The organism is Methyloglobulus sp. (assembly GCF_964779595.1).
Genome location: NZ_CBAROL010000002.1, coordinates 16,901 through 30,094, shown reverse-complemented (window position 1 = coordinate 30,094; position 13,194 = coordinate 16,901). Strand labels below are relative to the sequence as shown.

At 44.8% G+C, this 13,194-nt stretch carries 13 protein-coding genes and 1 riboswitch; of the genes, 9 read left to right on the top strand and 4 right to left on the bottom strand.

Going from position 1 to position 13,194, the window contains the following annotated elements:
- Window positions 1-32: 32 nt before the first annotated feature.
- Both AC1YY3_RS01255 and AC1YY3_RS01250 read right to left on the bottom strand, forming a co-directional pair.
- Complete coding sequence (locus tag AC1YY3_RS01255) at window positions 33-1,421, bottom strand: D-alanyl-D-alanine carboxypeptidase family protein (RefSeq protein WP_482194246.1); 1,389 nt, start codon at window positions 1,419-1,421, stop codon at window positions 33-35.
- A gap of 309 nt (window positions 1,422-1,730) precedes the next feature.
- Window positions 1,731-2,735, bottom strand: coding sequence for a glycoside hydrolase family 17 protein (locus AC1YY3_RS01250; protein ID WP_481823091.1), 1,005 nt, complete (start codon window positions 2,733-2,735; stop codon window positions 1,731-1,733).
- 163 nt (window positions 2,736-2,898) lie between these two features.
- Here AC1YY3_RS01250 and AC1YY3_RS01245 point away from each other — a divergent pair, with 163 nt between their 5' ends.
- Window positions 2,899-3,168 (top strand): DUF2905 domain-containing protein, encoded by a 270-nt coding sequence (locus tag AC1YY3_RS01245; RefSeq protein WP_481823092.1) that lies wholly within the window; start codon window positions 2,899-2,901, stop codon window positions 3,166-3,168.
- Here AC1YY3_RS01245 and AC1YY3_RS01240 read toward each other — a convergent pair.
- Window positions 3,086-4,408, bottom strand: a complete 1,323-nt coding sequence (locus AC1YY3_RS01240) for a DEAD/DEAH box helicase (RefSeq protein ID WP_481823093.1) — start codon at window positions 4,406-4,408, stop codon at window positions 3,086-3,088. The genes AC1YY3_RS01245 and AC1YY3_RS01240 overlap by 83 nt on opposite strands.
- Window positions 4,409-4,563: 155 nt before the next feature.
- On the opposite strand from AC1YY3_RS01240, the gene AC1YY3_RS01235 reads away from it, so the two are divergent.
- From AC1YY3_RS01235 to AC1YY3_RS01205, 7 genes are all read left to right on the top strand, one after another.
- Window positions 4,564-5,238 carry a rhomboid family intramembrane serine protease gene (locus tag AC1YY3_RS01235; protein WP_481823094.1) on the top strand — a complete coding sequence of 225 codons (675 nt, stop codon included), beginning with the start codon at window positions 4,564-4,566 and terminating at the stop codon, window positions 5,236-5,238.
- A gap of 112 nt (window positions 5,239-5,350) precedes the next feature.
- On the top strand, window positions 5,351-5,677 hold the full coding sequence (locus AC1YY3_RS01230; RefSeq protein ID WP_481823095.1) for a hypothetical protein: 327 nt from the start codon (window positions 5,351-5,353) through the stop codon (window positions 5,675-5,677).
- Between the two features lie 121 nt (window positions 5,678-5,798).
- Window positions 5,799-7,109, top strand: coding sequence for a 30S ribosomal protein S12 methylthiotransferase RimO (gene rimO, locus AC1YY3_RS01225; RefSeq protein WP_481823096.1), 1,311 nt, complete (start codon window positions 5,799-5,801; stop codon window positions 7,107-7,109).
- A gap of 595 nt (window positions 7,110-7,704) precedes the next feature.
- On the top strand, window positions 7,705-8,346 hold the full coding sequence (locus tag AC1YY3_RS01220) for a DVUA0089 family protein (protein ID WP_481823097.1): 642 nt from the start codon (window positions 7,705-7,707) through the stop codon (window positions 8,344-8,346).
- Window positions 8,347-8,896: 550 nt separating this feature from the next.
- A riboswitch (cyclic di-GMP riboswitch) is annotated at window positions 8,897-8,991 on the top strand.
- On the top strand, window positions 8,956-9,690 hold the full coding sequence (locus AC1YY3_RS01215; RefSeq protein WP_482194245.1) for a DVUA0089 family protein: 735 nt from the start codon (window positions 8,956-8,958) through the stop codon (window positions 9,688-9,690). (Overlaps the previous riboswitch by 36 nt.)
- A gap of 410 nt (window positions 9,691-10,100) precedes the next feature.
- Complete coding sequence (locus AC1YY3_RS01210; protein ID WP_481823099.1) at window positions 10,101-10,688, top strand: CCXG family PEP-CTERM protein; 588 nt, start codon at window positions 10,101-10,103, stop codon at window positions 10,686-10,688.
- 350 nt (window positions 10,689-11,038) lie between these two features.
- Complete coding sequence (locus AC1YY3_RS01205; protein WP_481823100.1) at window positions 11,039-11,563, top strand: DUF1097 domain-containing protein; 525 nt, start codon at window positions 11,039-11,041, stop codon at window positions 11,561-11,563.
- An 85-nt stretch (window positions 11,564-11,648) separates the two neighbouring features.
- On the opposite strand, the gene AC1YY3_RS01200 is transcribed toward AC1YY3_RS01205, so the two are convergent.
- Window positions 11,649-11,909: a hypothetical protein gene (locus tag AC1YY3_RS01200; protein ID WP_481823101.1), complete on the bottom strand. Its 261-nt coding sequence runs from the start codon at window positions 11,907-11,909 to the stop codon at window positions 11,649-11,651.
- 222 nt (window positions 11,910-12,131) lie between these two features.
- Between AC1YY3_RS01200 and hrcA the strand changes: the two genes are divergently transcribed.
- On the top strand, window positions 12,132-13,190 hold the full coding sequence (gene hrcA / locus AC1YY3_RS01195; protein WP_481823102.1) for a heat-inducible transcriptional repressor HrcA: 1,059 nt from the start codon (window positions 12,132-12,134) through the stop codon (window positions 13,188-13,190).
- The last annotated feature ends 4 nt before the right edge of the window (window positions 13,191-13,194 follow it).

The window sequence follows — 13,194 nt, the reverse complement described above, 5'->3', positions numbered from 1 at the left end:
TTTTTATGCTTAATCAAAGAGTTGGATACCTATCAAGACTTTTTCTTAGTCGCCTTTTTGCTCTTAGCACTGCTTTTAGCTACCGATTTGCTTGAGCTTTCGGATTTGAAATAACCCTTATTTTTGCTTTTAGCCGATGAGCTTGTTTTCTTATCCTTGGTAGTAGGAACAAAATAGCCCTTGCTGTGAGAGCTGGCTTTAGCGACTTGAATGGCTTTTCCTGATTTGGTGGATTTTTTACTTTTAGCAACGGTTTCTACCACTTTTTTACTGCTTTTCTTGGATGTGGCGACAACCTTGGTTTTGTTAGTCTTTTTGCTTGCATGATGGCTATTCTTGCTCGATTTTGCTACCCGCCGTGATTCAGAAGCGTACTTCACAATCGTTTTGGTTTTCCCCGCTATTCTGATTTTTGTGACCGTTCTTCGGCTTTCGTTTCTGCTATTTGAAGCATGATGAGAGATATGAGTCGTTTTCCTCACATAACGGACATGATGGTCGTCATCATCTTCGTGTCGAGAGGCAAAATGCGATGAAGGTCGATGCCCACAAGAAAGCTGATAAGGTGGTGTGCCAACCGAATTCTTGCTCATTGAATTAATGTTTTTTGAATGATACGAGCCGTATTCATTCGAGTAGCCAATATCCATCATAGTAAACATGTGCTGATAGCGCTCGGCGCTGCTCATGCCGCCTAACACGACACCGATCAGGCGTTTGCCGTATTGGTTGGCAGAAGCAACCAGATTGTAACCAGAGCCACAGGTATAGCCGGTTTTCATGCCTTCTGCGCCGGGGTAATTGGCGACAAACTTGTTCGTGCTGCGTAAATATCGACCATTGTAATAAAGGCTATCTACCGCAAAATAAGGGTAATACTGGGGGAAGTTCTTCTGTATTTTCAAGGCCAGCAACGCCATATCATGCGCGGTTGTAGTCTGCCAGTCGTGTGGTAATCCGGTTGCATTCATAAAATGGCTGCCGTACATTCCTAAGCTATGCGCTGTCGATGTCATTTGTATGGCAAACTGGCTTTCAGTGCCGCCTATTCTTTCTGCAAGTACCACCGCAGCATCATTAGCAGAACGGGTGACGACGGCCAAAATAGCATCTTCAACGGAAATTGAATCCCATGCGCGTAAACCCAGTTTACTGGTCGGTTGATGGGCAGCATGACTGGAGATATTCATCGAATCGCTTAAGCGCAATCGCCCAGATTCCAATGCGGAAAAAGCCATGTACAACGTCATCAATTTTGTGAGCGAAGCCGGATACCACGACTGATTGGCTTCCATCTCATACAACACATTGCCACTATCAGCATCAATCAACAGTGCCGCATGGCGGGACATAGCTGTATGCGAAACCAGCATCAAAACTGATGCTGTCAATATGAGTAGGATATGTTTCACAATCTTCATGTATCGTGGTTCTCTGAGATAGGGATTAAAATGAATAGCAATGACGGACTAGGGTTACCGACACAAAAAAACGCTAACTATAGTCGAATTTTTACTTAAAACATAAGGCGTGCTAGCTTTTTTGTGGTAGAAATTACTGAACTTGTTGATTCCATTCATGGTTCGGCTAGGTTATCCTGAGTTTGGTAGTGGGTTAAACCTGTGACTTGATATAGGGCGGAGTGACAAACCTAGGTTTGTCACTCCAAAATACACGCGACTCACCGGTATGAAGCCGACAAGTCCATCAAAAAACACAGGCAGGATGCGCTATTTAAAATCCTTCACGCAGGTATAAGGTGGTTTGCCTTGGCAGATTCCCCAGTGAGCCCCAAAATTACCTTCATCATTCGGTTTCCATTGTTCTGAAAAAGCCTCGAATACATTGCCGCCCCAGTTCTTTTTAGCCAGTTTTTGCAAGGTAGATTTAATGACTGTAAGCTGATTCTTTTGTCCGGCTATACCGCATTTTTGACCGGTATGGGTATTGGTTTCTGTGCCACCTTCAGGGGCATTAGGCCAGCCAAATTCGGTAAGCGTTAAGGCTTTGTCAGGATAAGTTTTGCGAATATCTTCAAGCCTGGCAATGTGGAAGTCAGCCGCCTTATCGGCAGGGATGCACGAATGCACGCCTGCATGTTTATTCTCCCACCACGGAAAAATATTGATGCCAAGCCAATCCACCTTGGCTTCAAAGCCGGTTTTTTGGCAAGGCGTAGCGCGATTACACCATTCCCACCAAGTATCAATCGTGGTAATAGGCTGCTTTACTTCCGCTTTACGCAAGCGATCAATACATTTAATAATCTCAGCATCGAAAACATTGCCATGTCGCGTCCTGACCTCAGAGCCGCAACTCAGTTTGACTATCGTATTAGGAAACGCTTTAGCTGCTTGAATACCGCTGGCAATGGATTGGTCATTGACGGCAATGTCTTTATCCAGCCAGATTATCGCAATCACCTTAAGTTTTCGTTTTTCCGCCGCCGTAAACGTGTATTCCAAACCATTCATTACGCCGTAGGTCATAATACAGCGGAATCGGGTTTCTTTGACCAGCTTATCCAACAGCGTGTCGATCAATTCATGAGACGGCTGTGCGCCAAAATCTGGGTTAATATTACCGACATAAGGGCTAAAAGCCACGCACTGCATGGCTTTGCTTTCGCTGACCTGTACGGATTTCTTATGCTGTTTAACGTGCGGAGCAGCAAATGCACTATCCATAGTTATAGCGAATAGGATAATAGCTATCAACAGCGGCAATCGTTTCATGAGAATTTCCAGATTAATCAAGATAGGTTGGTGGTTAATGCGTTATTGTTTTAAGAAAGTCATTATCAGTCGTTAAGATGAACCTTGTGTGAACTCGACTCTCATGTAATGAGCTGTTTTGATTTGAAGCGCACTGCTTAATGCTAAAATTCAATCTATTCCGTTGCCGGGTGATATCCGTATTCAGAATGAAAAAAGCTTTGTATTCATCCCGATTGTATCTATGTTAATCGTGAGCATTATCTTGGCGTTGATTATCAATTTGTTTGATAGGAAACAGGTAAATGTAGGCTGGGTTGGTAAACCCAGCACGGTCGATAATAGCTGGGTTTACCAACCCAGCCTACGGACTATTCCGTTGCCGTTTTATCACTTGGAACACGCCTTTTTCCCACATTTTTCCTATCCCTTTCCCGCACTTTCACTTTTTTAACCACCGCTTTTTTAGCCGGTTCTTTCTTGTCTTTGCTGCCAGCGGCTTTGCCGGATGATTTAAGTTTTTTCGGGCCTTTGTAGCTGCCTTCCAATCCTTTAAGGGTACGGCGGATAAAGTCCTGCTTTAAAAAACGTTCGATACCTGCCATTAAGTTCCACTCGGTGTGTTTGACGAGGGCGATGGTGGTGCCTTGTTCATCGGCGCGTCCGGTGCGGCCTATGCGGTGGATGTAATCAATGCCGTTGCGGGGGATGTCAAAGTTGATGACGAGGTTGATGCCTTTGATGTCCAGGCCACGGGCGGCTAAGTCGGTGGCAATTAAGGTGTTAATGATGCCGTCCCGATACAGCGCCATGACCCGGTTACGGTCTTTTTGGTCCATCTCGCCGTGTAGCAAGCCGGAGCGTATGCCCGCGCCACGGACTGAATTATGCAATTCGTCTGCCCTTAGACGGGTATTGGTAAAAACCAGGGCTTTGTCGAAGCTTTCATGCGCGAGCAGATGTGCCAGCAGTTTCAGCTTATGGTCATGGTCATCGGCCAGTATAAGGTGCTGGGCAATGTTGCGATGGCCATCATGCAGGGTGTTTAACGCAATTACTTTTGGGGTTTTTAGCACTTTGTCGGCGATTTTAATCACGCCGAAATGGGTTAAAGTCGCCGAAAATAGGAGGGTTTGGCGTTGCTTATTGCATGTTTCGACAATCGTCAGCACGTCATCGCTAAAGCCCATGTCCAGCATACGGTCTGCTTCATCAAGTATCAGTACGCTTAGATTCTGGAAATAGGATGTTGCCAGTTGAAAGTGTTCCAGAAGGCGGCCTGGGGTGGCAATGATGATGTCAGTGCCTTTTGTCAGCGCCATTTGTTGCTTTTTGAAGTCGCTGCCGCCAGTAATGATTCCGGTTTTTAGCGGGGTGAATTCGCAGAATTGTTGACATTGACCGAAGATTTGCTGGGCAAGTTCGCGGGTAGGGCAAAGGATTAGCACCTGAACACCCAGTGGCTTAGCGGGTAAAGCCAGTAACTGTTGCAGGGTGGGCAATAAATAAGCGGCGGTTTTGCCGCTGCCAGTTTCGGCGCTGACCAGACAATCCCGATGTGCAAGTGTGGGCGGAATGGCTTGCTGTTGAACGGGGGTAGGCGTTTCGTAGCCACTCTTCTCAATCGCTTTAAGCAAGCGCTTGTCCAGATCAAATTCGGTAAATGAGGGTGTAGCGTTTGTGGAATTTTGCATTAAACTTAAAGGTATTGAGCGCGAGGCCAAGGAGCAAAGATATTCTTCAGGTCATTATAAACTTATTGGAGTAAGGTTATGATTAAATCACTTTGTTGTTGCTACTGTGCCGATAACCGTTAAGCTGAAACCAACCATTCTGACGAGGTTAAAAAATGATACCCATACGAGATACAGCGCCATGTAATTCAACGCCTTATGTCACTTGGGGTTTGATGACGATTTGTATTTTAATTTTCCTCGTCATGCAGGTTATTCCTTACGAGATGAGCGCAAGGCTGATTTATCTCTATGGCATGGTACCTAACCGTTATGCTAATCCGCAGTGGGGGCTGGCTAATGGGATGCCGTTTGATGGCTATTTATCGTTTTTGACCAGCTTGTTCTTGCATGGAAATTGGCTGCATATCATCTTCAATATGTGGTTTATGTGGATTTTTGCAGACAATGTGGAAGACAGGATGGGACGATGGCGGTTTATCGCTTTTTACCTAATATGCGGTCTGTTGGCAACCATGATGCAATGGTATTCCGCGCCTACTTTACAGATACCTGTTGTTGGTGCTTCGGGTGCTATCGCTGGCGTATTAGCGGCTTATTATTTTCTCTATCCGTATGAACGGGTTGTAGTGTTCTTTTTCCCTATTATTGTGCATATTCCAGCGGTCACTTTTTTGGGGTTGTGGGTTATTTTCCAACTTTATGATATTACCACCTCGACTTATGTCCCAGGGGCTGCTTCTAGTTCGGCCTTATGGGCGCATATAGGCGGATTTATCGCCGGAGCAATTCTGCATCGCTTTTTTCTGCGAAAAGATGAGGTGGTTTGAATGTATTCAAGCTATAATTACGCCATTAAAAATCAACTTTCAGGGTAGATTGGATCACTAATAAGTGGTCGATAATCTCCTTAAATTCTTGTCAGGAATCATACAAAACCTTATGAAAAAACTAAATTTCTTCTTAGTAAAGTTGCTTCAATTTGTCGTTTTTGCCGTTTTCACTTTTGTGGTGTTGGCATATTTTGGCGCGATGGTGTTGTTGCCGCTTGATGCAGTCGCAATACTTGTTAAATTGATGGGCGTGGTCGGTATTCATGGCTTTATCGGCGCACTGATTGCCATCCCTGCGGTGGGTTATTTGTGCTTGATGGTTTACAAAACCCCAGGGCTTTGCAAGATGATTGTGGATACGGGTATTGATTTGATTAAAACGGGTAAGGCTAAGGTTGATGCGTTTAACCCGATTGCTGATGCGGTAAAAGGCTAAAGGCGTAAGGCTAGAAATCAGCTGTTCACACGCCGTCAACATTCTACTTTCCATATCTCTGTTTTCTGGGTCATGCGGCTTTTATAAACCGCATGACCCTAGTTTTATTAGTTAATATATCATGACTGCCCCCCACATAGGTTTTATCAGCTTGGGCTGCCCCAAGGCTTTGGTCGATAGCGAACGGATTTTGACTAAGTTGCGCGGTGAGGGTTACATCATTTCACCTAACTACAAAGATGCCGATTTGGTCGTGGTGAATACCTGCGGTTTTATTGACGCGGCTGTGGAAGAATCCCTGGACAGCATTGGTGAAGCACTGGCGGAAAATGGTCGGGTCATCGTCACTGGTTGCTTGGGGGCGCGGGAAGATGAGATAAGAGCGCGGCATCCACAAGTCTTGAAGGTGACTGGCGCACATGCCATCGACGAAGTAGTCGCCTCCGTTCATGAGCATCTACCACCCAGGCACGACCCATTCACCAGCCTGTTGCCGCCGCAAGGCATCAAGCTCACGCCCAATCATTACGCTTATCTAAAGATTTCAGAAGGTTGCAATCATCGCTGCACGTTTTGCATCATCCCGTCCATGCGCGGCGATCTGGTCAGTAGGCCGATTGATGATGTCATGGTGGAAGCCATGCGTTTGGCGGATGCGGGAGTTAAAGAGCTGTTGATTGTCTCCCAAGATACCAGTGCTTATGGCTTGGATTTGAAATACCAGCCACGTTTTTGGCGTGGACGTTCAGTACAAACCCGCTTTTATGATCTGGCGGAGGCATTGGGCGATCTGGGTATCTGGGTGCGGATGCACTATGTCTATCCTTATCCGCATGTGGACAACGTAATCCCATTGATGGCTGACGGCAAAATCTTGCCATATCTGGACATTCCCTTTCAACACGCCAGCAGCCGAATTTTAAAGCTGATGAAACGCCCAGCCGCCAGCCAGAACAACCTGGAACGCATCAAGGCATGGCGGGAAGTCTGCCCAGACATTACCTTGCGTAGCACTTTTATCGTCGGTTTTCCTGGCGAGACGGAACAGGAGTTTGAAGAACTCCTGGATTTTCTGGATGAAGCGCAACTGGATCGGGTTGGTTGTTTTGCTTACTCACCCGTAAAAGGAGCGGTTGCCAATGATTTGCCTGATTCGATCCCAGAAGAAATCAAGCAGGAGCGCTTAGCCCGTTTTATGGAACGCCAGTCTGAGATTAGTGCAGGACGCTTACAGCAACGCATAGGCAATATCGAAACCGTCCTGATTGATGAAGTGGTGGAAGAAGGCGCAGTTGCCAGAAGCCAGTCTGATGCGCCCGAAATCGACGGCCAAGTCTTCATCGATGGCGCAACCCATCTAAAAGTCGGCGAATTTGTTGACGTTGAGATAGAGGAAGCCGATGAACACGATCTGTGGGCGCATTTGGTTTAGTTCGTTTGATATTGCGAACAAAGCCAATACCTAATCATCAAGATATTTATTCCTCTCGTCAATCGTTCCTGCTTAAGCTATCAGTCGTAAATAGCGGGAGTAGGCGGTATTTCCAGCAGTTACACTTCTGGTTTTATTTCGAGGGGTGCAACAATATAGTGTGGCTGTTTTGCCCACCAGCCCTACCCATCTTAACCCCCACCCTAGCGGATCATTACGTCTGCTAGGTTAAGGTTAAACCCGCAAATCCCCTTACCAATTTACCGTTTGTTTTTTAATAAACCCCCTATAAAGTTTTTTCCTGCACGGTTTTATCTCAAAACTGAGAACCCGTTCACAACTTATCTCATCCCACTGAGAACCCGTTCACAGAAATTCTCCTTACAATTCTTATAATGGATACCAACTGGAGCGGCGGCAGAAATGCTGGCATCTTCATAGGGAAAGGTTGAATTGTGTAGTGGATACGCACAAACAAGGAAGCTAAAAACCAAACTCATGTAGGTGAGGGCGGAAAGTGACAGATCTCGGCACGGATAAAAAGATGGCTGCACTGCAAATCATTCTGACTTTCATTATTTAAAGGGTATTTAACATGAAAAAACAAATTTGTACGCTCGTACTTTGTTCAGCAGTTTTGGGTTTTGGTTCTGCCCAAGCCGCCTATGTTACTGTTGATGATGCAACAGGCAACGGCTCTATGGCGACTGCACTGAATTTGGATGCACAGTTTGATCAAAACTTTGATGCCAATATTGGCGACCCATTTACCAATATCTCCACCTCTTTTTTTCACGTGTCAGCCAATGCAACTACCGGTACAACTGGGCGTGATTGGTATTCGTTTACCACTAGCCAAGCTAATCAACAGGCTTTTTTTGATATTGACAATGGTATGACTGATCTGGATTCCTGGATTAGCTTGTATGATTCAGTGGGTACCTTGATTGGTGCCAGTGATGACGGTGGAGTCGCTGATCCAGGTTCTGTTCATGGTTATGACTCTTTTCTGAGTGTTGTACTTGCAAATCCTGGGTTATATTTTGTGTCAGTTGGACAGTTCCCTAACCAAGACCTTAGCCCAGGTCAAGATTACACCTTACATGTTTCGCTAGAGAATCATGTTAACCTATCTAACGTACCCGTTCCGGCCGCTGTTTGGCTGTTCGGCTCTGGTATTGCTGGCTTGATGGGTGCGCGGCGCAAGAAAATGCTGGTTGCACCAGCCATTGCCTAAGGAATAAAGCACACAATCTTACCTTCCTCAGTCGAGTTCGGCTGGGGAAGGTTTTGTAACTCAATAGCTGTTGTCGTTGGTAAAGCAAATAGCTTCGATTCTGTAATTAGCAGCTAGGCTATTGGCTTTACCTTAAAGATCAGTTGATGTATTTGTGAGTAGATTTAAGCTAAGTTTATCAATGCATTGTACGAATAGTGCTAATAACCTAGCTAACGAGAGCATTGTAGGGGTAGGCAGGTATTGTGCCTAGCTGAATACCCACCAATCACTTTGTTAGATCAACAATAAGGGCTTGCTCCTACGACAGCGCAGAAATATCAAATTTAATTGATTCAAAGGTTGTTGAGCTGTCGCCATAAAGCCTCTTTCTTCCCGACTTATCTCAATATTGTGAACCCGTTCACAATTTATCTCAGTCCACTGTGACCCAGTTCACAGAAAATTTCCCTACACCCCGTATAATTATTTGCAACTGGAAGGCGAAGCAGAAAAGCTCAAATTTCCAATAGGATAAGGTTTCATTGTGCAGGTTTTGCACAAACAGGGAGGAGATAAAAGCCATACTCATCGTGAGGTGAGGACGGAAAGCGACAGATCTTTTTCAGTGTGTACGAATACGAAGAAGAGGGCTGCACTGCTAATCATCCTAACTATATTATTTATAAGGGTTTTAAAATGAAAAATAAAATTAGTCTTATCGTATTATGTTCAGCACTGTTCGGATTAGGTTCTGCTCAGGCGGCTTATGTGTCTGTTAATAATGCGACAGGCAATAGCACTAGAGCGAGAGCATTGAATCTCGATTTAAATTTTGACAGCGTTTTGGATGCAAATATTGGCGATCCTTTAACCAATGTCTCAACAACATTCTTACACGCCTCGGTTAATGCAACTACCAGTAGCAATAACAATGGCTTGGATTGGTATTCATTCACCACCGCTCGGGCAAATGTACAGGCGTTTTTTGATATAGATAGAGGTATGCCTGACCTGGATTCTTGGATAAAACTGTATGATTCTAACGGTATTGAGCTTGTCAGTAATGATGATGGCGGTGTGCTTGACCCAGGCACTACAAATACTTGGGATTCTTTTATAAGCAGTGTACTTGCAAACCCAGGTTTATATTATGTGTCAGTAGGTCAATACTCTAATACTACTCGTCAGCAGGTAGGGCTTAGCAGAAATGACGATTACACCTTGCATGTTTCGCTTGCTCCAGCACCACCAGCAATTCCGGCTGCGGTTCCTGTTCCTGCTGCTGTCTGGTTGTTTGCTTCAGGTTTTGCGGGTTTGATGGGCTTTAGACGCAAGCAAATGCTCGCTGCTTCTGCTGCATAAAGGTTAGGTTAGTTAGTCCGGTATATCCCAGTCAAGTTCGGCTGGGATATGTTCGTTTAAGGGGTAGTATAAAATTTGACTGCTAAAACGCTACGCCCCATTCCAAAACCAGTAACCCAATAGTTTGACCTGAGGTTGTGGTATCAAAACCCAACACGCCGACATGAAGTTTTAAGCTATCGATCACCTAGATCCCTCTGCGACATCAACTTATCTCAATATTGAGAGCTCGGTCACACTTTATCTCACGCCACTGTGACCTCGTTCACAGAATATTTCCCTGCGATCCGTATAATTATTAGCAACTGGCGAGGAAAGCAAAGTGCTTGAGTTGCAGCGTGTTATTAACCTGGATCTACAATCACCCAACAAAAAGGTGTGAGATAGATTCTTAACGTAAGGAAATATGTATGAAACGTCAGATGAAAACGATTGTTTTATTGTCCGCTTTGCTTGGCTTGGGTAGCGTTCAAGCGGCCACAATCACATACGAAACCCGCAGCATTACTTCTGGGGTTAATAGTGCAGATTTTGAGGCATCTTGGTATGCTCAAACTTCCGAGATAACGTCAGTAAATATCACAGATTTCAGTTTAATTTGGGGAGGGAATAACACTTTCTCACATCTGATTATTGATTTTTCCAGTGATGCTAGCCAATTGTTATTCCAATTGGGTGTGGATGCCGGTTATGGCGGTGCTTTGTATTTGAATAGGGCATTAATAGCGAAAAAAACAAATAATCTTGGTAAATTAATGTTTTCTTATACCAATGCCATATCAGCAGGCAACTACATCCTTGAAACATTTTGGGCTGGGGATTGCTGTAATGGGGCTAACAGCGGGCAATTTAGTTTGGTTGGGAGTAATCAGCAAGGCTTGTCTTCGCCTGTACCTGTTCCCGCCGCTGTTTGGTTGTTCGGTTCAGGTATCGCTGGTTTAGTGGGCTTCAGCCGCAAGAAAATGTTAGTCGCTCCGATTGCACGTCATAATATCTAAAACCGTCACTTTGTTTATCCCAGTCGAGTTCGGCTGGGATAAGTGCTTCAAAAAAATCCTTCTTCCAAGTTATTCCAGAGCCAGCTAATTTTTCTGCACTCATCCTGACACTCTCAGTTTTTTCGACAAAAAACCATCAAGTTTTTCAGATTTGCTAGGCTTTTGCGGCATCTAGTCTGGCCTGATTTATGATCGTAGCAATCAGAATATTTAACTCCAGGATAATATCTGCTATATTCCCTACGCTACGGGTTAAACGAAGCCCGTGTTCTAATCGTCAGGTATTATAGAAACACCTCAGTGTGTACCTGGCTTCATAATTAAAATGAGGTGAGTTTCGGAGAATTCGCGTGGATAAACTAACAGCACTTTCTTTAAGCATTGGCGTTATCGCTGGTGTAGCAACATTTTTTGCCGTATTGCCGCTCACTGCTGGTATCTTTTTTATATGGGCAGCAACTATCGCCTGGGCGGCTTATTTCTTGCTGGGTGCTAACCAGGAAGCGGTTGTTAATAACATCACCTGCGGCATTTTTGGTGTGTTCATGGCATGGGCAACAGCGATTATGTTGACTGAAATTTCACCAACAACCATGTTAGGTTTTCCGTTTATGGCGGCATTTACCGTGTGTGCTGCGGTAATTGTAATGTGCTTGGCTGCTAATATCCCCAGGCTTGCGACGATACCTTGCAGTGTTTTAGGCTATTCTTCAACATTCGCCTATTTGTTACAAACCCCTGATAAACTCAATAAAGATGTGTTATTGGGCTTTTCTATGAGTAACCCTTTATTGGTGATTTCAATTTCTTTTGTGGTTGGTACTTTTTGCGGTGTTTGGTCAGCGCAACTTAGCGGTAAATTGACGACTAAATAATGATTTAGCACTAACAACTTACAAAGACGGTCTTCGTTAACACGAAACCGTCTTTTTTATCCATCAATGTGCAAGGTTACGTAAGTTAGCGTTGCTGCATCCAGCGAAAATACGTTTTGCCATCATCACAAACCCAGCTAGACCTTTGCACACCGTACTCCGTTTTTCGCAATACGCAATGGTGTTCCTCCTTGAATTCATTCCAATGACTGTCATCGGGATTAACGCTGAAATACAGGTTGCTTAATATGAAGATAGCCAGGGCGAATCCCCCGTAAAGCACAAAATCCAAAGGTTTTTTAGGCATATAACGTCGGATTAATGGTGTTATCTGATCTGAATTCATCACATTCTCCTACAAGAAAACTGGCTTAACTATACGCCTAATCAGTGTCCAAACAAGCGTTATCGATTACTGATATGACCTATTGTTAGATGGTTTTTTTGACGCACACGCCCCGTGTTTTACAGTGCCACTACCGTAGACATTGACAAGCTACGGTTGGACTGTTAATTTCTTTCTTTGGCACTCGCAAAGGAAGAGTGCTAGTTACAGTCGGCGTAATAGATGGCACACACTCAAATTTTAAACGAACGATCACTACAATTACTAAAAACGCTGGTGGAACGCTACATCAGCGATGGACAACCCGTGGGTTCGAGGGTGCTGTCCAAAGGTTCGGAATTAAACCTGAGTCCCGCCACCATCCGTAATGTCATGGCAGATCTTGAAGACATGGGGCTGGTGCATTCTCCGCATACATCTGCGGGACGGATTCCCACAGTCAGCGGTTACCGCATGTTTGTGGATACCCTGTTGACCTTCAAGCCATTGGAATCAAAAGACTTATTTCGCTTGCACGAAGGTTTGGCAGTTAAGGATGATAATAGTGACGTAATCGGCAAGGCCTCTAGGTTGCTGGCCGAACTGACCCAAATGGCAGGTATCGTCACCTTACCTAAGCGCGAAACGGTTTGCTTGCGCCACATCGAGTTTTTGCCGCTATCCAATACCCGCGTACTGGTCATTTTTGTGACTAACGAGCAGGAAGTCCATAACAAAATCATCCAGACTGATAAGAAATTTTCCGCTTCTGAATTGCAACAGGCAGCCAATTTTATCAATTCGATTTATGCTGGTCGTAGCTTGCAAGCGGTGCGCGAAGCCGTTTTGAAGGAATTGCAGGAAGATCAACAGCGCATGAACCAAGGCATGATAAATGCCATTAAAATTGCCCAGTTAGCGTTAGAACCCAATGATAAGAAAGAAGATTATGTGTTAGCTGGCGAAACTAACTTAATGGGCTTTTCCGAATTGGCTGGCAGGGACAACCTGAAAAAATTATTTGAAGCATTCAGCCAAAAACAATCCGTGCTGCATTTGCTGGATCATTGTATGAAAGCCGAAGGCGTACAGATTTTTATCGGCGAGGAATCCGGTTATAAGGCGTTTGATCAGTGCAGCTTAGTGACCTCTTCTTATTCTATCAGCGACGAAGTGGTTGGGGTGCTGGGCGTTATTGGCCCTACCCGCATGGCTTATGAAAAAATCATCCCGTTCGTCGATATTACCGCAAAATTATTGGGCGCAGCCTTGAATCCTAAATCTGCGACCCCATCTTCATAGGACT